Annotated in this window: 21 protein-coding genes, 1 tRNA gene and 1 pseudogene; 15 read left to right on the top strand and 8 right to left on the bottom strand. The window is 65.7% G+C overall.

Annotated features, from left to right (window positions below; all coding sequences use genetic code 11):
• The 6 genes and pseudogenes from V2B31_RS10735 to V2B31_RS10710 all read left to right on the top strand — a co-directional run.
• Window positions 1–327: pseudogene (locus tag V2B31_RS10735) on the top strand (cytochrome o ubiquinol oxidase subunit I); the annotation flags it as partial.
• Between the two features lie 5 nt (window positions 328–332).
• A complete protein-coding gene (cyoC, locus tag V2B31_RS10730) occupies window positions 333–962 on the top strand; it encodes a cytochrome o ubiquinol oxidase subunit III (RefSeq protein WP_328278302.1) in 630 nt (209 codons plus the stop codon).
• Window positions 959–1,426 (top strand): cytochrome o ubiquinol oxidase subunit IV, encoded by a 468-nt coding sequence (gene cyoD / locus V2B31_RS10725; RefSeq protein WP_328278300.1) that lies wholly within the window; start codon window positions 959–961, stop codon window positions 1,424–1,426. Before cyoC ends, cyoD begins: the two co-directional genes overlap by 4 nt.
• Window positions 1,423–2,136, top strand: a complete 714-nt coding sequence (locus V2B31_RS10720) for an SURF1 family protein (protein WP_328278298.1) — start codon at window positions 1,423–1,425, stop codon at window positions 2,134–2,136. Before cyoD ends, V2B31_RS10720 begins: the two co-directional genes overlap by 4 nt.
• On the top strand, window positions 2,133–3,461 hold the full coding sequence (locus V2B31_RS10715; RefSeq protein WP_328278296.1) for an ATP-binding protein: 1,329 nt from the start codon (window positions 2,133–2,135) through the stop codon (window positions 3,459–3,461). Before V2B31_RS10720 ends, V2B31_RS10715 begins: the two co-directional genes overlap by 4 nt.
• Entirely contained in the window at window positions 3,454–3,981 is a 528-nt protein-coding gene (locus V2B31_RS10710; RefSeq protein ID WP_328278294.1) for a response regulator transcription factor, read from the top strand. Before V2B31_RS10715 ends, V2B31_RS10710 begins: the two co-directional genes overlap by 8 nt.
• Window positions 3,982–3,995: 14 nt before the next feature.
• Here V2B31_RS10710 and V2B31_RS10705 read toward each other — a convergent pair.
• Window positions 3,996–4,069 (bottom strand) — tRNA-Gly (locus tag V2B31_RS10705).
• A gap of 46 nt (window positions 4,070–4,115) precedes the next feature.
• Complete coding sequence (locus V2B31_RS10700) at window positions 4,116–5,009, bottom strand: sugar kinase (RefSeq protein ID WP_328278292.1); 894 nt, start codon at window positions 5,007–5,009, stop codon at window positions 4,116–4,118.
• A 177-nt stretch (window positions 5,010–5,186) separates the two neighbouring features.
• Here V2B31_RS10700 and V2B31_RS10695 point away from each other — a divergent pair, with 177 nt between their 5' ends.
• Window positions 5,187–7,154: a hybrid sensor histidine kinase/response regulator gene (locus V2B31_RS10695; RefSeq protein ID WP_328278291.1), complete on the top strand. Its 1,968-nt coding sequence runs from the start codon at window positions 5,187–5,189 to the stop codon at window positions 7,152–7,154.
• A 114-nt stretch (window positions 7,155–7,268) separates the two neighbouring features.
• On the top strand, window positions 7,269–8,186 hold the full coding sequence (locus V2B31_RS10690) for an alpha/beta fold hydrolase (protein WP_328278310.1): 918 nt from the start codon (window positions 7,269–7,271) through the stop codon (window positions 8,184–8,186).
• On the opposite strand, the gene V2B31_RS10685 is transcribed toward V2B31_RS10690, so the two are convergent.
• Entirely contained in the window at window positions 8,142–9,074 is a 933-nt protein-coding gene (locus V2B31_RS10685; protein WP_328278308.1) for an NAD(P)H-dependent flavin oxidoreductase, read from the bottom strand. The two genes, V2B31_RS10690 and V2B31_RS10685, sit on opposite strands and share 45 nt — an antisense overlap.
• Window positions 9,075–9,210: 136 nt before the next feature.
• Here V2B31_RS10685 and V2B31_RS10680 point away from each other — a divergent pair, with 136 nt between their 5' ends.
• Entirely contained in the window at window positions 9,211–10,269 is a 1,059-nt protein-coding gene (locus V2B31_RS10680) for a hypothetical protein (RefSeq protein WP_328278289.1), read from the top strand.
• Between the two features lie 53 nt (window positions 10,270–10,322).
• Here V2B31_RS10680 and gpmA read toward each other — a convergent pair whose 3' ends face one another.
• Window positions 10,323–11,009, bottom strand: a complete 687-nt coding sequence (gpmA, locus tag V2B31_RS10675) for a 2,3-diphosphoglycerate-dependent phosphoglycerate mutase (protein ID WP_328278287.1) — start codon at window positions 11,007–11,009, stop codon at window positions 10,323–10,325.
• A gap of 154 nt (window positions 11,010–11,163) precedes the next feature.
• Here gpmA and sppA point away from each other — a divergent pair, with 154 nt between their 5' ends.
• Window positions 11,164–13,047, top strand: coding sequence for a signal peptide peptidase SppA (gene sppA / locus V2B31_RS10670; RefSeq protein WP_328278285.1), 1,884 nt, complete (start codon window positions 11,164–11,166; stop codon window positions 13,045–13,047).
• 7 nt (window positions 13,048–13,054) lie between these two features.
• Here sppA and V2B31_RS10665 read toward each other — a convergent pair whose 3' ends face one another.
• Window positions 13,055–13,585: a GNAT family N-acetyltransferase gene (locus V2B31_RS10665; protein ID WP_328278283.1), complete on the bottom strand. Its 531-nt coding sequence runs from the start codon at window positions 13,583–13,585 to the stop codon at window positions 13,055–13,057.
• Window positions 13,586–13,754: 169 nt separating this feature from the next.
• On the opposite strand from V2B31_RS10665, the gene V2B31_RS10660 reads away from it, so the two are divergent.
• From V2B31_RS10660 to V2B31_RS10640, 5 genes are all read left to right on the top strand, one after another.
• Window positions 13,755–14,087: a hypothetical protein gene (locus V2B31_RS10660; RefSeq protein WP_328278281.1), complete on the top strand. Its 333-nt coding sequence runs from the start codon at window positions 13,755–13,757 to the stop codon at window positions 14,085–14,087.
• The gene (locus tag V2B31_RS10655) at window positions 14,084–14,311 is read left to right on the top strand and encodes a hypothetical protein (protein WP_328278279.1); all 228 of its coding nucleotides are present in this window, start codon (window positions 14,084–14,086) and stop codon (window positions 14,309–14,311) included. The genes V2B31_RS10660 and V2B31_RS10655 overlap by 4 nt, the downstream gene beginning before the upstream one ends.
• Window positions 14,312–14,394: 83 nt before the next feature.
• Window positions 14,395–15,324: a DUF808 domain-containing protein gene (locus V2B31_RS10650; protein ID WP_328278277.1), complete on the top strand. Its 930-nt coding sequence runs from the start codon at window positions 14,395–14,397 to the stop codon at window positions 15,322–15,324.
• Window positions 15,325–15,496: 172 nt separating this feature from the next.
• A complete protein-coding gene (locus V2B31_RS10645) occupies window positions 15,497–16,807 on the top strand; it encodes an MATE family efflux transporter (RefSeq protein WP_328278306.1) in 1,311 nt (436 codons plus the stop codon).
• Window positions 16,808–16,898: 91 nt separating this feature from the next.
• Window positions 16,899–17,219, top strand: coding sequence for a hypothetical protein (locus V2B31_RS10640; RefSeq protein ID WP_328278275.1), 321 nt, complete (start codon window positions 16,899–16,901; stop codon window positions 17,217–17,219).
• 136 nt (window positions 17,220–17,355) lie between these two features.
• Here the strand turns inward: V2B31_RS10640 and V2B31_RS10635 are convergent, their stop codons facing one another.
• The 3 genes from V2B31_RS10635 to V2B31_RS10625 form a co-directional block, all read right to left on the bottom strand.
• Window positions 17,356–18,126: an ABC transporter permease gene (locus V2B31_RS10635; RefSeq protein ID WP_328278273.1), complete on the bottom strand. Its 771-nt coding sequence runs from the start codon at window positions 18,124–18,126 to the stop codon at window positions 17,356–17,358.
• A complete protein-coding gene (locus tag V2B31_RS10630) occupies window positions 18,123–19,055 on the bottom strand; it encodes an ABC transporter ATP-binding protein (protein ID WP_328278271.1) in 933 nt (310 codons plus the stop codon). The genes V2B31_RS10635 and V2B31_RS10630 overlap by 4 nt, the downstream gene beginning before the upstream one ends.
• Window positions 19,056–19,277: 222 nt before the next feature.
• Window positions 19,278–19,907: a class I SAM-dependent methyltransferase gene (locus V2B31_RS10625; protein WP_328278269.1), complete on the bottom strand. Its 630-nt coding sequence runs from the start codon at window positions 19,905–19,907 to the stop codon at window positions 19,278–19,280.
• Window positions 19,908–19,912 lie beyond the last annotated feature (5 nt).

Here is a 19,912-nt window from a genome sequence, read left to right as displayed (position 1 = left end):
TATAATTTCGCCTTCACGCCGGTCGTCTATGACGCCGACAGCTGGGCGGACATGAAGAAGAACGGCTATGAGCGCCCACTGACCGGCTATGCGCCGATCCATATGCCGAGCAGCACGGGCACCGGCGTCATATTGGCGGGCCTAGCGACGCTCTGCGGCTTCAGCCTCATCTGGTATATTTGGTGGCTCGCCGCGCTGGGCTTCGTCGGCATGATCGCGGTCGCGATCGCGCATACGTTCAACTACAAACGCGATTTCTACATCCCGCTGGAGGATGTGACGCGCGTCGAAGAGGCGCGCACCCGCGCCTTGGCGGCGGGAGCCTGACGACCATGAGCAGCACGACCGCACCCCTGCCCGGCGAGGCCCGGACCTACCATCTGGCGGAGGAGCCGCACCTCCATGAGGGCCACAGCACGATGCTGGGCTTCTGGATGTATCTGATGAGCGACTGCCTCATCTTCGCTATCCTGTTCGCCACCTATGCCGTGCTGGGCGGCAATTATGCCGGCGGGCCGGGGCCGAAGGATCTGTTCGACCTGCCGCTGGTCGCGGTTAACACCGCGATGCTGCTCTTCTCGTCCATCACCTATGGCTTCGCCATGCTGGCGATGGAGAAGAACCGGGTCGGCGCGACGCAGCGCTGGCTGTTCGTCACCTTGCTCTTCGGCGGCGCCTTCCTTGCCATCGAACTCTACGAGTTCGCGCACCTCATCCACGAAGGCGCAGGGCCGCAACGCAGCGCCTTCCTGTCCGCCTTTTTCACCCTGGTCGGCACCCACGGGCTGCACGTCACCTTCGGGTCGATTTGGCTCGTGACGCTGATGGTGCAGGTCGCGAAGAAGGGGCTGATCCCCGCCAACAAGCGCCGGCTGATGTGCCTTTCGATGTTCTGGCACTTCCTCGACGTCATCTGGATCGGCGTCTTCACCTTTGTCTATCTGATGGGAGTCCTGCGGTGAGCGACGCGGTCCACAGCCATGAGCACAGCCACGGCCACCATGAGGAGCATCATGAGGACGGCGCCCATGGCACCATGGGCAGCTACATGATCGGCTTCGGCCTGTCGGTGATCCTGACCGCCATCCCCTTCTGGCTGGTGATGTCGAACATACTCGGCAATCCGCGCCTCACCGGCTTCATCATCATGGCCTTCGCCGCCGTGCAGGTGGTGGTCCACATGATCTACTTCCTGCACATGAACACGCGGGTCGAGGGCGGCTGGTCCTTCATGGCGATGATGCTGACGCTGGTGCTGGTCGTCATCACCCTCTCCGGCTCGATGTGGGTGATGTATCACCTCAACGCCAATATGATGCCCCATGCCCAGCAAGATATGGGCGACATGAACATGGATATGGGGCCGACGCAGGAAATGCGGACCATGGACAATATGAGCGGACACACTATGAGCGACATGCCGTGACAGCGGCAAGGTCCGGGGCGCGCCGCCGGCGCTCCCCGGCCTTCCTGATCGGCCTGACGTCGATCGCATTGCTCCTTTTCACTGGCTTTTGCGCGCTTGGCGTCTGGCAGGTTCAGCGGCTCGCGTGGAAGCGCGACCTCATCGCCCGCATCGACGCCCGCATCCACGCTGCGCCGGTTTCTACGCCGGCGAGTGCGTCGCAGGCTGACGAATATCGTCGTGTCACCGCCACGGGAACATTTTTGCATGGCAAGGCCGCGCTGGTGCAGGCGTCCACCATTCGCGGCCCCGGCTTCTGGGTGCTGACCCCGCTGCGCCGGGCCGATGGCACGATCCTGTTCGTCAATCGCGGTTTCGTGCCGGATCGCCGCGCAGCCTATAATCGGCCCTACGGGGAAGTGCGCGTCACCGGCCTCCTTCGCCTGACTGAACCGGGCGGCGGCTTCCTGCGCGCCAATGATCCCGCCGCCGATCGCTGGTATTCCCGCGATGTAGCCGCCATCGCCCGCAGCCGGAACCTCGCCGCCGCCAATTACTTCATCGATGCGCAAGCGAGCGCCGCCCGAGGCTATCCGGTCGGCGGCCTCACCGTCCTGCGCTTCCCCAACAATCACCTCCAATATGCGATCACCTGGTTCGCGCTGGCGGCGATGACGGTCGCGGGCTACATCATCGTCATGCGCCAGACCGGGAAAGACCGCCGCCCATGACCGCGCCCCATGCCAGAAACTGGCGCTGGCTCCCCGGCCAGTGGCCCGCCGACGCCGCCGGACGGCGCAACATGGCGCTGCTGGTGCAGCTCCGCTGGATCGCCATCGCGGGACAGCTGGCGACGATCCTGATCGTGCATTTCGGCATGAGCATCCGCCTGCCGCTCGGCTCCATGCTGGTGGTGCCGTGCATAGCAGCGTTGATGAATGTCGGCAGCATGATGGTGCTGCGGCGACGCAGCGATATCAGCCATGCCGAACTGTTCCTGGCTTTGCTGTTCGACGTGCTGGCGCTCACCACACAGCTTTACCTGAGCGGCGGGGCGACCAATCCCTTCATCTCGCTCTTCCTGGTTCAGGTCACGCTGGGCGCGGTGCTGCTGCATCGCTGGAGCGTCTGGGGGATCGTCGCCATCACCGCCTTCTGCGCGGCGATGCTGACCGTCGCCTTCCGCCCGCTCGACCTGTCGGAGCGGTTCGAGGGGCGCTTGTTCGATCTGCACATCATCGGCGCCTGGGTGTGCCTGACGATGGTGGCGGTGCTGATCGTGCTCTTCATGACGCCGATCAGCCGCAACCTTCAGGACCGCGAAGCCTATCTCGCCCGGATGCGGCAACATGCGGCGGAGGAGGAGCATATCGTCCGCATGGGGCTGCTGGCGTCGGGCGCAGCGCATGAACTCGGCACCCCGCTGGCGCAGCTCGCCGTCGTGCTGAACGACTGGCGGCACATGCCGCAGATCACGCGCCATCCCGACCTGGTCGAGGAAGTGGAGGAGATGGAGGCAGCGGTCCAGCGCTGCAAATCCATCCTGACCGGCATCCTGCTGTCTGCGGGCGAGGCGCGCGGCGAAGCGCCCGAGGTGACGAGCGTGCGCGCCTTTCTGGAAAGCATCGCGCAGGACTGGCGCGCGGCGCATCCCGGCGTGGCGCTGCGCAGCGACTTCGGCCCGCACGACTATCCGCGCATCGTCGCCGATCCGGTGATCCGGCAGGCGGTCACCAATCTGCTCGACAATGCGCGGGAGGCGGGCGCGACCTACATCAACATGCTGGTCAGCCGCGACAGCCAGTGGCTGAACATCGCGGTGCGGGACAATGGCCGGGGGTTCGACCCCGACATGCTGGCCGATGTCGGCAAGCCCTATCGCTCGACCAAGGGGCGGCAGGGCGGCGGGCTCGGCCTCTTTCTGGTCGTCAATGTCGCGCGCAAGCTCGGCGGACAGGTCGACGCCAGCAACGGCGCGGATGGCGGCGCGATGATCCAGCTGCGCCTGCCGCTGGCGACGCTGGGGATGGAGGAGGAGGAGGAGGGCGATGGATAGGCAGTTGCTGATCGTCGAGGATGACGAGGCGTTCGCTCGCACGCTCAAACGCTCCTTCGAGCGGCGTGGCTATGCCGTGCTGCTGGCCGACAGCCTGGAAAGCGTGACCGAACTGCTCGCGAAGGAGCGGCCTGGCTATGCCGTGGTGGACCTGAAACTCGGCCCGCAATCGGGCCTCGCCTGCGTTCAAGCCTTGCACGCCCATGATCCCGCCATGCTGATCGTGGTCCTGACCGGCTTCGCCAGCATCGCCACGGCGGTCGAGGCGATCAAGCTCGGCGCGACCCATTATCTCGCTAAACCGTCCAACACCGACGACATAGAAGCCGCCTTCGCGCGCAGCGCGGGCAATCCCCAAGCCCCGCTCGGCCCCCGCCCCACGTCGATCAAGACGCTGGAGTGGGAGCATATTCACGAGGTGTTGAAGGAATGCGACTTCAACATCTCCGAAGCCGCCCGGCGGCTGGGCATGCACCGCCGCACATTGGCGCGAAAGCTCGCCAAGCGACAGGTGGGCTAGCGATCAGGGGGTGGTGGAGCGGGTGAAGGGAATCGAACCCTCGTCGTAAGCTTGGGAAGCTTCTGCTCTACCATTGAGCTACACCCGCGTTGCGCTGTCCATGGCGCATCGCGGGGGGCGCTGTCAACGCTCCTTCAATAGGGCGCATCAGCGTCCTTCGGCGGGATCGCGCCGCGCCGGCCGATATTCCAGCCCGCGAGGCGATGCCCGGCCAACGCCGCATCGTGCGGCGATCCGCCGGACAGGCGGGCGTGGAGATAGCCGGCGTTGAAGGCGTCGCCCGCGCCGCTCGAATCGACCACCGCCAGCACCTGCGGGATCGGCACCAGCGCCTCGTTCACAAGGCAACCGTCGCCGCCCAGCTTGACGATGATCTCGCGCCCTTCCCCCGCGCCCCAGCGGCGCGCGGCGTCAGCGGCATCGTCCGCTTCGCCCATCTCGACCTCGTCCGCCAGCGTCGGCAGGCCGATATCGCACAGCGCGATCGCCCGGTCGCGCCAGTGACGCGCGGTGGCGGCATCCTCCCACAAGCGGGGCCGGTAGTTGCCGTCAAAGGCGATCCGCCCGCCTCGCGCCCGCACCCGGACGCACAGCGCCAGCAGCGCCTCCCGCCCCGCATCGGGCAGAATGGCGAGGGTGATAAGGGAGAAATAGAGCAGATCGGACTGCGCCGCCTGTTCGACCATCGCCGCGCTGCCGGGCAGATCGAACATGCGCCGCGCCGCCGCTTCGCTGCGCCAATAATGAAAGCTGCGTTCGCCCGCCGCGTCGGTTTCGATCGCATAGAGGCCGGGCAGCCGATCGGTCGCGGCGAGCACGAGCGAGGTGTCCACGCCCTCCGCCTGCCACTGGCCAATCAATTGCGCGCTCATCGGATCGGTGCCGAGCGCGCTCGCCAGGCGCACATGCTCGCCCGAGCGCGCGAGATGGACGGCGGTGTTGATGACGTCGCCGCCATAGCGGAGAGTCCAGCTATCGCCCGCGCCCCGGCTCAGCTCCAGCATCGCTTCGCCGACTACGGTAATCATTGTTTTTGGCACGGCTCTTGACCCTTGGCGCTCCATTTGTCTTACATAATCCCCGTGGCCAGAGCAGAGGGCCGAGTCAAGGCCGCCACCGACAGACAGGAGAGGGAACTTCCCAATGGTCCCGGCGTTTGCCCTGCGGCAAAAGAGCGCCCGCACGGCGTTGATCCCGGGGACCGCATGATTACAGCCTCTCTCGACCAGGCCGGCAACCGCTTTGAACTGCTGGTCCAGAGCGTCACCGACTATGCCATCTACATGCTCGATCCCACCGGCACGGTCATCAGCTGGAATGCGGGTGCGCGTCGGTTCAAGGGCTATGAGGCGGACGAAATCATCGGGCTGCATTTCTCGCGCTTCTACACGCCGGAGGACCAGGCGGCCGGCATCCCCGCGCTCGCGCTCCACACCGCTGAGCATGAAGGCCGGTTCGAGGCCGAGGGCTGGCGGATGCGGAAGGATGGCGCGCGCTTCTGGGCGAGCGTGGTGATCGATCCGATCCGCGATCCGTCGGGCCATCTGCTCGGATTTGCAAAGGTGACCCGCGACCTTACCGAGCGCCGCGCCGCGCAGGAAGCGCTGCGCGAAAGCGAGGAGCGGTTCCGGCTGCTGGTCCAGAGCGTCACCGATTACGCCATCTACATGCTCGATCCGGTCGGCACCATCACCAGCTGGAACATGGGCGCCGAGCGCTTCAAGGGATATAAGGCCGAAGAGATATTGGGCGAAAATTTCGCCCGCTTCTACAGCGACGAGGACCGCATGGCCGGCCTACCCTCTCGCGCGCTGCACACGGCCGAGACGGAAGGGCGGTTCGAGGCGGAGGGTTGGCGCATCCGCAAGGACGGCACCCGCTTCTGGGCGAGCGTCGTCATCGATCCGATCCGCGACCCCAATGGCGTGCTGCTGGGCTTTGCCAAGATCACCCGCGACCTCACCGAACGCCGCGCGGCGCAGAAGGCGCTGGACGAGGCGCGCGATGCTATCGTCCAGACGCAGAAGATGGACGCGATCGGCAAGCTGACTGGCGGGGTCGCGCATGATTTCAACAATCTGCTGGCGGTGATCGTCGGTAGCCTGGATCTCGCGCAGCAACGGCTGGCGACGGGCGGCGACATCGGCCGCTATCTCGACAATGCGATGACCGCGGCCGAGCGCGGCGCGACGCTGACGCAACGGATGCTGGCCTTCGCGCGCAAGCAGGAGCTGAAATTGCAGGGCGTCGATTGCGTGGCGCTCGTGCGCGGCATGGCCGAACTGCTGCGCACGACGCTGGGCGCTGCGGTATCGATCGAGACCCAGTTCCCCGCCGTCATGCGGACCGCCCATGCCGATCCCGCACAGCTGGAACTGGCGCTGCTCAATCTGGCGGTCAATGCCCGCGACGCGATGCCCCAGGGCGGACGGATCATCATCGACGCCGCCGAAGTAGAGGTGACTGACGCGACCCGGCCCGATCTGCAGGACGGCGCCTATATCCGCCTGTCGGTAATCGACGAGGGCGAAGGCATGGACGCGGCGACCCTTTCGCGCGCCCGGGAGCCTTTCTTCACGACCAAGGGCGTGGGCAAGGGCACCGGGCTTGGCCTGTCCATGGTCCACGGCTTCGCGCAGCAATGCGGCGGATCGCTGACGATCGCGAGCGAAGTTGGCCAGGGCGCGACCGTATCCCTCTGGCTGCCGGTGGCGCGAGCCGACGACATCCAGCCGCTAATGGCCCTGGCCGAAGAGCCGACGGACGAAATTCTCCCCCTGGTGATATTGGCGGTCGACGATGACGATCTGGTGCTGACCAACACCGCCGGGATGCTGGAGCATCTGGGCCATACCGTGTTCAAGGCGGCGTCGGCGCAGGACGCGCTGCGGATGCTGGAGCAGGGCGACGTCGATCTGGTGGTTACCGACCATGCGATGCCGGGTATGACCGGGGCGCAGCTGGCCGACGCGATCGAAGCGTTGCGGCCGGGGCTGCCGGTCATCATCATCACCGGCTTTGCCGAGCTGCCGCCCCATGCGACCCGCCGGCCCCGGCTCGACAAGCCCTTCCGCCAAGCCGAACTAGCGCAGGTCGTCGCAGCCGCGGGACGGGCTGCGGCGGCGCGGCGGCTGGCGGCGCTGGAGGTGGATCACCCGCTGTCCGGCCTGTAATGCCTGCGAAATGATGCCGGATTGAACGGAAAATTCGCGGCGAACAGGCTTGCAACCCCGATGCAGTTCGCCAATGGGGGACGGACGACCTTCTCCTCCGATCCGCAGGACCGCATGGATTCGCACGCTGCGCCCTCACCGACTTCGCACTTCTACACGTCGCTGCGGACCCGGCTCCATTATCTCGATTGGGGCAATCCGTCCGCGCCGACGCTGATCCTGGTGCATGGCGGGTTCGACCATGCGCGCAGCTGGGACTGGACGGCGCGCGCGCTGGCGAAGGATTATCATGTGATCGCGCCCGATCTGCGCGGCCATGGCGACAGTAGCTGGTCCACCGACGGCGCCTATATGATGAGCAGCTTCGTCTATGATCTGGCGCAGCTGGTGGACCTGCTCGACCGGTCGCCGCTGACGATCGTCGGCCATTCGCTCGGCGGATCGATCAGCCTGCGCTTTGCCGGCCTTTATCCCGACAAGCTGCGCCGGATCGTGGCGATCGAAGGGTTGGGCCTCGCGCCCAAGCTGGTCAGCGAGCGCGGCGCGCGGCCTGCGCCCGATGTGTGGCGCGAATGGATCGAAAGCCGCCGCGCCAGCGCCGCGCGCACGCCTCGCCGCTATCCCACGATCGAGGCGGCGATCGGCCGGATGCGTGAGCGCAACGAGCATCTGACCGTCGAGCAGGCGTTTCACCTGACCAGCCATGGCGTCAACCGGAACGAAGATGGCAGCTATAGCTGGAAATTCGACCCCTATCTGAACGTGACGGTGCCGCAGGCGGGGTTGGACGAGGAACTGCCCCATTTCTGGCAACGGATCACCTGCCCGACCTTGCTGTGCCTGGGCGCCGACAGCTGGGCGTCGAACCCGGTCAAGGATGGGCGCATCCGCCATTTCCGCGACGCGCGGCTGATCGAGTTCGCCAACGCCGGCCATTGGCTGCACCATGACCAGTTCGACCGCTTCATCGGCGAGTTGCGTGGCTTTTTAAGCGGTGAAGCCGTCGATCGCCGCTCGGTACTGCGCTCCTAGGGCAGCGATGAAATCGGCGGCCGGCTGAACCCGGTCGATCGCGCCGATGCCCTGACCGCAACCCCAGACGTCGCGCCACGCCTTCTTCTCGCCGCCCGACAGGCTGGCGAAGTCCATGTCCTTGGCTTCGGGCAAGCGGTCGGGGTCCATGCCGGCGGCAACGATGCTGGGGCGCAGATAATTGCCATGCACCCCGGTGAACACGTCGGAATAAACGATGTCGTCGGCATGGCTGTCGACGATCATCTGCTTGTAGGCGGCATCTGCATTGGCCTCCGTCGTGGCGATGAAGGGCGATCCCATATAGGCAAGGTCCGCGCCCATCATCCGCGCCGCCGCGATCGACCGACCGGTGGCGATCGACCCCGACAAGGCGAGCGGCCCGTCGAACCATTGCCGGATTTCCTGCACCAGCGCGAAAGGCGACAAAGTGCCGGCATGGCCGCCCGCGCCGGCGGCGACGGCGATCAGCCCGTCCGCGCCTTTCTCGATCGCCTTGCGGGCGAAGCGATCGTTTATGACATCGTGCAGGACGATACCGCCATAGCTGTGGACCGCTTCATTCACGTCCTCGCGCGCGCCGAGCGAAGTGATGACGATCGGCACCTGATATGTGACGCAGAGCGCCAGATCCTCCTCCAGCCGCGCATTGGTGCGGTGGACGATCAGGTTGACGGCGAAGGGCGCGTCCTGCGGTGTCAGTTCGGCCTGCAACTGCTGCAACCAGGCCTCGAACGTGCCGGAGGGGCGCGCGTTGAGCGAGGGAAAGGCGCCGACAATGCCCGCCCGGCACTGGGCCAGGACCAGCGAGGGCTGCGAAATGATGAACATGGGCGACCCGATCAGCGGGAGTCGCAATCGGTCCTTCAATATGGCCGGCAGCGGCATGGTCGGCATCTCCTCCTCTTTGCCGATCGGCGCTAACACCGGAAAGACGGCGGAAAAAGCCGAAAATGAACTGTATTGCCGATATACTACACCAATGCTATGATGCACCCATCAGGAGAGCGGCGGGAGATGGCCGATGTATAGCGAGAGTGACCTACAGGATGCCGTAGCGGCTGGAGTGATCCAGGCCGATGCAGCGCAGGCGTTGCGCGATCATGTCGCGCGGCTGCGCGCAAGTCCCGTGGTGGACGAAGAGCATTTCCGGCTGCTGACCGGCTTCAACGATATTTTCGTGACGATCGCGGGCGTGATCCTGCTGGTGGCGCTCGGCTGGCTGGGCAACAGCCTGCGATTCGGCGCGCCCGACTATCACCCCGCCTTCATGTCGGGCGTGCTGGTGGCTGCGGCAAGTTGGGGTCTTGCTGAATATTTCACGCGGGCGCGGCGCATGGCGCTGCCCTCCATCCTGCTGCTCGCCGGCTTCGTCGGCGGCGTCGCCTTCGCGGTCGGCGCGCTGGCGGGGCAGCTGGCCCCTGACGCCGATGAGCGGGAGGGCGCGCTGATCCTGTCGCTGGTCGCGGCGTGCGGCGCGGGCGCGGCGTGGCTGCACTGGCGGCGCTTCATGGTGCCGATCACGGTGGCGGCGGGATCGGCGGCAGGCGTCGGCGTGATCGCCGGCTTGGTGATGGCAGCGGTCCCTTACGACCGCACCCTCCCCTACCTGCTGATGCTGGCGGCGGGCATCGCCCTGTTCGCGCTCGCCATGTGGTGGGACATGACCGACCGGGCACGCACCACGCGTCGATCGGACGTCGCCTTCTGGCTGCACCTCGCCGCCGCGCCGATGATCGCCCATTCGCTGTTCCAACTGCTCGGCGTCCTGCGGGGCGACGAGATCAGCGTCGGGCGGGCGCTGCTGGTCATCGCCCTTTACGTTGCGTTCGGCGTCGTCGCGCTGGCGATCGACCGACGGGCGCTACTCGTCTCCAGCCTTGCCTATGTGCTGTTCGCGTTCTACGCCTTGTTCAGGCAGGCCGGCGCGGTCGAGCTGTCCTGGGCGCTGACCGCGCTGGTGATCGGATCGGCGCTGCTGCTGCTCTCGGCTCTCTGGCACCACGCCCGCGCGCTGGTCGTGCGCGGGCTGCCGCCGGTGCTGACCGACCGCCTGCCCTATCTCGACCGGGCAGTGGCTTGAATCTGAAGGCATAACCTCCAGTTCCATCGTCACCCCGGGTAAATTGGTCCCGATCAGCGTTCCGACAGATAATAGCGGTCGAGCGCGGTCAGATCGTCGGCAAGATCATAGACGATGGGCTGGCCGGTCGGGATTTCCAAATCGGTGATTTCGTCGTCCGGAATGTTCGACAGATGCTTGACCAGCGCGCGCAGCGAATTGCCATGGGCGGAGATGACGACGCGCTTGCCGGCCTTGAGGTCGGGCGCGATCGTTTGTTCCCAATAGGGCAGCACGCGCGCGATCGTGTCCTTCAGGCTCTCGGTCGAGGGGATGGCGATGCCGGCATAGCGGCGGTCGGCCAACAGGTCGAATTCGCCACCCGGCTCCAGCACCGGCGGCGGAATGTCGAAGCTGCGCCGCCACACCTTGACCTGATCGTCGCCATGCTTGGCTGCCGTCTCGGCCTTGTTGAGGCCAGTGAGCCCGCCATAATGGCGCTCGTTCAGCCGCCAGTCCTTCTCGACCGGCAGCCACAGCCGCCCCATTTCCTCCAGCGCGAGGTTCAGCGTCTTGATCGCGCGCGTCTGAAGGCTGGTGTAGCAGATGTCGAAGTCCAGCCCCTTCTCCGCCATCAGCCGCCCGGCGGCGCGCGCTTCCTCGATCCCCTTGTCGGTCAGGTCGACGTCCCACCAGCCGGTGAAGCGGTTTTCCAGATTCCAGGCCGACTGGCCGTGGCGGATGAGGACGAGGGTGGGCATGGGGCGCGTCTCCTGCACGAACGTCATGGGATGGGGATCCCCATAGCGGGCAAAATCCGCCGCGCAAGCTTGCCGCCGGGCGCGGGCGTCCCACATTGCAGCGGCGCGGCCCATCGGATAGCAGATAGGCAACATACAGGCAGGAGCAGCCGACTTGGCATTTGTGAAGGGCGCGTGGCGCATATTGGTCGCGATCAAGGACGGGCTCGTCCTCTTGTTCCTGCTGCTCTTCTTCGGCGCGCTCTATGCGGCCCTCTCCTTCTCGCCAAAGCCCGCGCAGAGCGTCAGCAGCGGCGCCCTGTTGCTGGACCTAGACGGCACGATCGTCGAGCAGCCGGCCGAGGTCGAACCCTTCGCCCTCCTGACGGGGAGTGCGCCAGAGGCGAAGGAATATCGCCTGTCCGACATCGTGACCGCGCTTGATGCGGCCAAGGCGGACACGAAAATCAAGGCGGTGGTGCTGAACCTCGACGGCTTCATGGGCGGCGGTCAGGTCGCGCTCGCCCGGGTCGGCAAGGCGCTGGACGGGGTGCGCGCCGCGAAAAAGCCGGTTCTGGCCTATGCGACGCTCTACAGCGACGACAGCTATCAGCTCGCCGCCCATGCGAGCGAAGTGTGGAGCGATCCGCTGGGCGGCGTCGCGATCCTGGGGCGGGGCGGCTCGGGCCTCTATTATAAAGGGCTGATCGACAAGCTGGGCGTCAACACCCACGTCTATCGTGTCGGCACCTACAAGAGCTTCGTCGAACCCTTCATCCGCACCGAACAGTCGCCCGAGGCCAAGCAGGCCAACCAGGCGCTCGCGGATGCCTTGTGGGAAGACTGGCGGCAGGATGTCGCCAAGGCCCGGCCCAAGGCGAAGATCGCCGCCTATGCCGCCGATCCGCTGACGGCAGTGCGCGCGACGGGCGGTGATGTGGCCAAGGCATCGCTGGCGGCAGGGCTGGTCGACCAGCTCGGCGACGCATCGGCCTTTGGCGACCGGGTGGCCGAGATTGCCGGCGACGCATCAGGCGACAAGGCGGGCAGCTTCGCGACGGTCGATTTCGATCGCTACGTCAAGGCGCGCAAGCCCGCCAATGACGGGCAGATCGGCGTGCTGACGGTGGCCGGCGACATTGTCGATGGCGAAGGCGGGCCAGGCACGGCGGCGGGCGATACCCTGTCCGACCTGCTGCTGACCGCGCTGGACCAGAAGGACTTGAAGGCGCTGGTGGTGCGGGTCGATTCGCCGGGCGGATCGGTGATGGCGTCGGAAAAGATCAGAAGCGCGATCCTTCAGGCCAAGGCGGAACGCCTGCCGGTCGTCGTGTCGATGGGCAATGTCGCGGCGAGTGGCGGCTATTGGGTGTCGACGCCTGCCGACGTCATCTTCGCCGAGCCCGATACGATCACTGGCTCGATCGGCGTGTTCGGCATATTGCCGAGCTTCGAGGGCACGCTGGCGAAGATGGGCATTACCACCGACGGCGTCCGCACGACGCCGCTGTCGGGTCAGCCGGACCTCGCCGGCGGCACGACGCCCGAATTCGACCAGATCATGCAGATGGGGGTCGAGGACATTTACCGCCGCTTTGTCGGGATCGTCGCGCAATCGCGGAAGAAATCGCCGCAGGCGATCGACGCCATCGCGCAGGGCCGGGTCTGGGATGGCGGCACCGCGCGGCAGATCGGCCTCATCGATCGCTTCGGCGGGCTGGAGGATGCGGTTGCCGAGGCGGCACGGCGGGCGGGGATCGACTCTGCCAAGGCGAAGATCTATCGTATCGAGAAAGCGCCCGATCCCTGGGCCGAGTGGATCGAAGCGCTCGCCGAGCGCGATCCCGAGGACGACAATGCCGCCCGCGACATGCTGGCGCGGCAGGCGCGGGCGCAGCGCGGTTGGGCGATGCAGGCGGTCGCCGATGTGAAGGCGCTGGTCACGGGCGCGGGCATAAGGGCGGATTGCCTCGAATGCCGCGGCTATGGCGCGCCCCGGCTGCGGAGCCCGGCCGAGGAGCGCGGGATGCTAGCGATGATCGCGGGGCTATGGCGGTAACAGGGATTCAGGGTCGGCGATAAATATATTCATGGTCGGTCCAGTCGCCGACCGGGAACCCATATTCGCCGACCTTCACGAAGCCGCGTTTCGCATAGACCGCCTGTGCGCGGGCATTGCCGGACCAGACGCCGAGCCAGACCGGACCGGGATAGGCATCGGCGAGCCATGCCAGCGCCGCGTCCATCAGCGAGCGTCCCACGCCCCTGCCCTGCGCGGCGTTAAGCGCGTAGAGCTGGTAAAGTTCGCCCTGATCCGCGCTCGCCTCGGCATGGGGCAGCTTGCAAGGGCCGACATGAGCATAGGCAAGCAGGCGGTTGTCGGCTTCCGCTACCCAGGTCATGTGAGACGGGTCGGACAGTTCGGCCGCAACGCGCGCCTCGCCATAGCTATCCGCCTCGAAGCGCGCCAGGTCTGCTGGCGGATAGGGCACGCCGAAGCCGTCGAGAAAGGTTTCGCGGAAGGCCGTCAGTTTGAGCGCGGCGAGCGGAGCGGCGTCCTGCGGGGTGGCGAGGCGGACGATGGCTGGAGCGGTCATGGAGCGCAGATGCCATGCCTGCCATGCAGACACAATGATCCGGCTTGCGCTGCGTCTCTCCTTCTTGCCCGCCCGGCCGGAGCAACCCCTGGTCCTGCCTTATGTTCATATTGGTGCGTCATCGTTACGATCGCGTGGAACAGCGCTAAGCCCCCTGCGTTCGGGGGGCATGACAGAGCGCAGCCTGATCGAGCGGCTGGCCCGCCACTTGGCGGCCGACGCGCCGGAGCAATGGCCCGAGCGGGTGGAGGCGGCCGCGAGCATCCTTGCGATCATGAAAGACAGCGACGCTGCGATGCGCGCCGTCGGCGATCAAGGCGTGTGGGAGCGGATGATCGACGCCGCGCTGCGCGAACGCTGGACCGTGCCGCAGAGCGCCGCCGAACCGGGCGCGCTGGGTGGCGCTGACGAAGAGGGCGACATGCGCCTTTCCCCGGACGCGATCAGTCATGACCGCGCCGATTGGGTGCATATTCGCAAAGGGCAGGAGGACTATCGATGAAGGGGCTGTTGAAGCTGGCCGTGGTTAGCGGGCTTGGCTATTTCGCGGTCAAGGGCTGGCGCGACTGGATGGGGTCGCCCGCTACCGAGGATGACCGGGGGCCGGCAGGATCATCGGGGATCGTGCGCGACGCCGGGCCGCAGACCGGCGATACCGATTGGGACGTGGTGGACGAACAGAGCGACGAGAGCTTTCCGGCGAGCGATCCGCCCGGCAATTACTGAGCGACGCCCCATATTGCTCCCCTGCCGCGCCCTCTCTATGAGGCGGGCCGAGGGGCGCGCCTGCCCGCAACAGGGGATATTCTATGCCTTCGGGTCTGATCGCGCTGCTCGACGATGTGGCGGGCATCGCCAAATTGGCGGCGTCCTCGCTGGACGATGTCGCGGGGGCCGCCGGCAGGGCGGGGTCGAAAGCGGCCGGCGTGGTGATCGACGACGCCGCCGTCACCCCCAATTATGTCATGGGATTGAGCCCTCAGCGCGAACTGCCGATCATCTGGAAGATCGCCAAGGGTTCGCTGCGCAACAAGCTGCTGTTCCTGCTGCCAGCCGCACTTCTGCTGAGCGCCTTCGCGCCCTGGCTGCTGCCGCCGCTGCTGATGCTGGGCGGGGCGTTTCTGTGCTTCGAGGCGGTCGAGAAGATTCTGGAGGCCATCAAGGGCGGTCATGACGAGGCAGCGGAGGCTGCCGCAACGCTGAGTTCGGCCGAACTCGAAAAGCAGAAAGTGTCGGGCGCGATCCGCACCGACTTCATCCTGTCCGGCGAGATCATGGCGATCGCGCTCGGCACTGTTACGGACAAGCCGATCTGGGAACAGGCGGTGGTGCTGGTGGTCGTGGCGCTGCTCATCACGGCGGGCGTTTATGGCTTGGTCGGCTTCATCGTGAAGATGGACGATATCGGCCTGCATCTGGCGGAAAAGCCGGCGACCCGGACACTAGGCCGCATCATGGTGCAGGCGATGCCAATATTGATGTCGGTGCTGAGCGTGGTTGGGACGGCGGCGATGCTGTGGGTCGGCGGCGGCCTGATCGTCCATGGGCTGCATGAGTTTCACTGGGATCTCATTCCCGGCGCGATCCACCATGTCGCCGAGGGCGCAGCCCATGCCGTGCCGGCGATTGGCGGCTTGCTCGACTGGCTGGTCAATGCGACAGGCGCGGCGATCGTCGGGCTGGTTGTCGGCGGAGTCGTGGTAGCGATGCTGCATCTCTTGCCCATCAAGAAGCATTGACGCACTGCCCCTGATTACCACCACCGTTCGCCCTGAGCCTGTCGAAGGGCGCGCGCGTGCTTCGACAGGCTCAGCACGAACGGTGGTTTTTGCGAAATTCGGATGGAATGACGTGACTCACCCTTCCCCCTGGCGAATCGAGGCTGGCGCGCTGGTCGCGCTGGCATTGCCGATGATCGCGGGCAACATCGCCTGGTCGGCGATCGCCGCGAGCGACCTGCTGCTGCTCGGGCGACGGGGCGCGCAGAGCGTGGCGGCGGGGGCGCTCGCGATCAACCTGTTCCACGCCTTCCTGATCTTCGGCATGGGCCTCGTCACCGCCGCATCGCCGCTGATCGCGAGCGAGCGCGGCCGGCGGCGGCACAGCGTCCGCGACGTGCGCCGCACCGTCCAGCAGACGCTGCGCGCCGCGCTCTTCTTTGTGCTGCCGGCCTGGGTGATCCTGTACCAGGCCGAAGCGATTCTGCGCGCGATGGGGCAGGACGCCGATCTGGCGCGCGGTGCGGGCGAGCTGATGCATGGGCTGCAATGGGCGCTGCTGCCTTTCCTTGGCTTTACCACGCTGCGCAACTTCATCGCGGCGCTGGAGCGGCCGGTCTGGGGCCTGGTCATCATGCTGGCGGCGATCCCGTTCAACGTGATCGCGGGATGGGCGCTGATCTTCGGCCATCTGGGCCTGCCGGAACTGGGCCTCTTTGGCGCGGGGCTGGCGAGCAGCCTGTCCTCGGCCTTCCTGTTCCTGGGGCTGCTCGCCGTGATCCTCACCGACCGGCGATTCCGCCGCTACCGGCTGATGGGCCGCTTCTGGACCCGCGATCGGGAACGGCAGCGGCAGGTTTGGGCGCTCGGCCTGCCGATTGCGATCACTTTGGGGTTTGAGACGACGGTGTTCAACGCCTCGGCTTTCCTGATGGGGCTGATCGGGCGCGATTCGCTGGCGGCCCATGCGGTCGCGATACAGATCGCCGCGCTGGTCTTCATGGTGCCGATGGGCATCGGCCAGGCAGCGACGGTGCGGGTCGGGATCGCCTATGGCCGGGGCGATCGGGCGGCGATCGGGCGCGCGGGGTGGCTGGCGCTGATGATCGGGACGGGCTTTGCGCTCTGCGCAGCGGCGCTGCTGGTGTTGGCCCCACGGATGCTGATCGGCGCTTTCCTTGATCTCGATGCGCCCGCCAATGCGCGCACGGCGGCTTTGGCGGTCAGCTTTCTGGGCGTGGCCGCGCTGTTTCAGTTGGTCGACGCGGCGCAGGCGGTCGGCGCGGGGGTGCTGCGCGGGTTGCAGGATACGACAGTGCCGATGATCTTCGCGCTGATCGGCTATTGGCTGGTGGGGATTGGCGTCGGTACGCTGCTTGCCTTCCCATTGGGGCTGGACGGGCTTGGCATCTGGCTCGGCCTGGCGAGCGGGCTCGGCGCGGTGGCGATTTTGCTGGTCGTCCGCTGGAGCCTGCGCGGGCGGCTGGGGCTACTGCCGGGCTGAACGGTTCGTCCCGCTGCGTGCACGGCAGGGATATGGTGCGGCGCACAAAGCAATTGAAAATATCGCGCAAATCGGTCATTCAAGGCGCATCATGCAAGCCCCGACCGAGATTTTGCAAGCCATTGCGCTTCAGAAGAGCCTCAAGGTGACCTACAACAGGATGGTGGTCACGCTGGCGCCGCACATCCTCTACACGCGCCATGACGAAATGTATATCGATGCGGTGACAACCGACCGCGATGGCCGCCCGCCGCGCGAACTGAAGCTCGGCACGTTCAAGGTTGCCGGTCTTTCCGACCTTCAGGTCATGGAAGAGGCGTTTGACGGCATGTACGGCCTCTACAATGAAGATGACGACAAATATAAGGGCGTGACCCTGTTCGCCATCGCGCCGGAGAGCGCCGCGGCTTGAGGGCGCTTAGCCCTCTCTCCTTCAGGGGAGAGGGTTGGGAGAGGGGCTTTCACGCCATCCCCCTCTCTACTCCGGCTAGGCAGCACGCTGCCAAGCCTTCGTATCTCTCCCCTGAAGGGGAGAGAGCATATGGTGGTCACTTCTTCAACCGATAGCCCGTCCTGAACATCCAGCCGATGATGCCGAGGCAGACCGTTAGCATTCCGGCGACGAACAAGAGGCTATATTCGATGGCCACGTCGCCCTGGCCGAAGAAGGTCCAGCGGAAGCCCGAGATCAGATAGACGATGGGGTTGAACAGGGTGATGGTGCGCCAGGGTTCGGCCAGCATTTTGACCGAGTAGAATGCGCCGCCCAGGAACGTCATCGGCATGATGAGCAGCAGCGGGATCACCTGCAACTGCTCGAAGCTCTGCGCCCAGATGCCGAGAATAAAGCCGAACAGGCAGAAACTGACCGCGATCAGCACCATGAAGGCCGCCATGGCGACCGGATGCGCCACCGGCAGATCGACGAAAAGATGCGCGGTGACGAAGATGATGCTCCCCACGATCAGCGACTTGGTCGCCGCCGCCCCGACATAGGCGATGATCGTTTCCGTGGCGGAGACGGGCGCGGACAGGAGTTCGTAGATGGTGCCGGTGAACTTTGGCATATAGATGCCGAAACTGGCGTTGAAGATGCTTTCAGTGAACATCGACATCATGATGAGGCCGGGCACGATGAAGGCGGCGTAGGGGATGCCGTCAATCTCCGTCATGCGCGATCCGATCGCGCCGCCGAACACCACGAAGTAGAGCGAGGTGGTGATGACCGGGACCAGCAGCCCCGTCAGCCAGGTGCGGCGGAAGCGGTGCAGTTCGAACGCGTAGATGGCGGCGATGGCGCGCAGATTGTGGAGGCTCATGCGGCCTTCTCCTGATGGACCAGTTCCACGAAGATATCCTCCAGGCTGCTCTGGCGGGTGTTCAGATCCTTGTAGCTGATGCCAAGATCGCCCAGCCGGCGCAGCAGCGAGGAGACGCCGGTCCGCTCCGCCTGGGTGTCGAAGATATACTCGATCTCGTTGCCGTCGGCGTGGAGCGTCACGTTCCAGTCAGCCAGTTCAGCCGGCACGCTGGCGATCGGATCGGCGAGCACGATCGTCAGCGTCTTCTTGCCGAGCTTCTTCATGAGCGCGGTCTTTTCCTCGACCAGCAGCAATTCGCCCTTGGTAATGACGCCGACCCGGTCGGCCATCTCCTCCGCTTCCTCGATATAGTGGGTGGTGAGGATGATGGTGACGCCGGTCTGGCGCAGCTCTCCGATCAGCTTCCACATGTCGCGGCGCAGCTCCACGTCGACGCCGGCGGTGGGTTCGTCGAGGAACAGCACGCGCGGTTCGTGGGAGAGCGCCTTGGCGATCATGACGCGGCGCTTCATGCCGCCCGACAGTTCCAGGATCTTGCTGTGGCGCTTGTCCCAGAGCGACAGGTCGCGCAGCACTTTTTCGATATAGACGTCATTGCGCGGCTTGCCGAACAGGCCGCGGCTGAAGGTGACGGTGTCGATCACCCGCTCGAACTGGTCGGTGCTGAGTTCCTGCGGCACGAGGCCGATGGCCGAACGCGCGCCGCGATAGTCGCGCAGGATGTCGTGCCCTGCCACGGTCACGCTGCCGCCGGTGGGCCGGGCAATGCCGCAGATAATCGAGATCATCGTCGTCTTGCCTGCGCCATTGGGGCCGAGCAGCGCGAAAATCTCGCCTTCGTTGATCGTGAGATCGACGCCTTTCAGCGCCTCGAAGCCCGACGCATAGCGTTTCGTCAGGCCGCTGACTTCAATGATGGATGCCATGGATGGCTCTGCCCCCGCTAGTGGATTGATTTTGACATTTGCACCCCCTGGCGGCTGGGATGGGCCTGCAAATGTCAAAATCGTAAAATCCACTAGAATCTAAGATTGCTGGTGGCCCGAAGAGATTCTGACATTTGATCGCCCCCAAGCCGGCAGAGTGTCAAATGTCAGAATCGGACCACCAGGAGCCGCCAAGATAGGGCGCGGCAGCATCAAGACAAGCTATTCGCCCTTGCGAAAGAAACGAAAGACGGTGGCGGGCGGAAAGTTGCGGACCGTCTGGCCCAGCCGTTCGACCTCCAGGTCAAGCGCGTCGAGAATGTCGCGGCCGACCGGCGGGCGCATCGAGTAAGTGAACTGGACGAAACGACCGCCCGGCTTCAACATGCGGAAGGCTTCGGACAAGATGTCGGCATGGACGTGGCGTTCCATCGCCAGCAGCGGCAGGCCGCTCACCACCACCTGATAGTCGCCCGGCTCGCCGGCGGTGGCGGTCGAGACGATCTGCGCCGGGGTTTCCAGCACCGAGACGGCCGGAAAATGGCGGCGCAGCCCGCGCGCGAAGGCGGGATTGATCTCCACCACTTCCAGTTTTTCGGGCGGCAGGCCGGTTTCGAGGATCGCGCGGGTGAAGACGCCGGTCCCTCCCCCCAATTCCAGCACGCGGCCGTCGCGCGGGTCGATGTCGCGCACCATCAGTTTCGCCAGATGGCGGCTCGACGGCACGACCGATGCGGTCTGGCGCGGCTTCTTCACCCAGGCGGCGAGGAAATCGAGATATTCGGTCGCGCGCGCGCGAAACTCGCTATTGGGCAGGGCGATCGCCCGGCTGCGCTTGGGCCTATGCTGCATGGGCG

It is taken from the genome of Sphingobium sp. (assembly GCF_036170395.1).
Classification (GTDB): Bacteria; Pseudomonadota; Alphaproteobacteria; order Sphingomonadales; family Sphingomonadaceae; genus Sphingobium.
Note: the sequence above shows the minus strand (reverse complement) of the source record. Positions and strands in the feature narration are given on the sequence as shown.

Coding starts and splice junctions, on each gene's coding strand:
- cyoC (WP_328278302.1), top strand. CDS start 333: ATGAGCAGCACGACCGCACCCCTGCCCGGCGAGGCCCGGACCTACCAT.
- V2B31_RS10715 (WP_328278296.1), top strand. CDS start 2,133: ATGACCGCGCCCCATGCCAGAAACTGGCGCTGGCTCCCCGGCCAGTGG.
- V2B31_RS10710 (WP_328278294.1), top strand. CDS start 3,454: ATGGATAGGCAGTTGCTGATCGTCGAGGATGACGAGGCGTTCGCTCGC.
- V2B31_RS10700 (WP_328278292.1), bottom strand. CDS start 5,009: ATGATTACCGTAGTCGGCGAAGCGATGCTGGAGCTGAGCCGGGGCGCG.
- V2B31_RS10695 (WP_328278291.1), top strand. CDS start 5,187: ATGATTACAGCCTCTCTCGACCAGGCCGGCAACCGCTTTGAACTGCTG.
- V2B31_RS10690 (WP_328278310.1), top strand. CDS start 7,269: ATGGATTCGCACGCTGCGCCCTCACCGACTTCGCACTTCTACACGTCG.
- V2B31_RS10685 (WP_328278308.1), bottom strand. CDS start 9,074: ATGCCGCTGCCGGCCATATTGAAGGACCGATTGCGACTCCCGCTGATC.
- V2B31_RS10680 (WP_328278289.1), top strand. CDS start 9,211: ATGTATAGCGAGAGTGACCTACAGGATGCCGTAGCGGCTGGAGTGATC.
- gpmA (WP_328278287.1), bottom strand. CDS start 11,009: ATGCCCACCCTCGTCCTCATCCGCCACGGCCAGTCGGCCTGGAATCTG.
- V2B31_RS10665 (WP_328278283.1), bottom strand. CDS start 13,585: ATGACCGCTCCAGCCATCGTCCGCCTCGCCACCCCGCAGGACGCCGCT.
- V2B31_RS10660 (WP_328278281.1), top strand. CDS start 13,755: ATGACAGAGCGCAGCCTGATCGAGCGGCTGGCCCGCCACTTGGCGGCC.
- V2B31_RS10655 (WP_328278279.1), top strand. CDS start 14,084: ATGAAGGGGCTGTTGAAGCTGGCCGTGGTTAGCGGGCTTGGCTATTTC.
- V2B31_RS10650 (WP_328278277.1), top strand. CDS start 14,395: ATGCCTTCGGGTCTGATCGCGCTGCTCGACGATGTGGCGGGCATCGCC.
- V2B31_RS10645 (WP_328278306.1), top strand. CDS start 15,497: ATGATCGCGGGCAACATCGCCTGGTCGGCGATCGCCGCGAGCGACCTG.
- V2B31_RS10640 (WP_328278275.1), top strand. CDS start 16,899: ATGCAAGCCCCGACCGAGATTTTGCAAGCCATTGCGCTTCAGAAGAGC.
- V2B31_RS10635 (WP_328278273.1), bottom strand. CDS start 18,126: ATGAGCCTCCACAATCTGCGCGCCATCGCCGCCATCTACGCGTTCGAA.
- V2B31_RS10630 (WP_328278271.1), bottom strand. CDS start 19,055: ATGGCATCCATCATTGAAGTCAGCGGCCTGACGAAACGCTATGCGTCG.
- V2B31_RS10625 (WP_328278269.1), bottom strand. CDS start 19,907: ATGCAGCATAGGCCCAAGCGCAGCCGGGCGATCGCCCTGCCCAATAGC.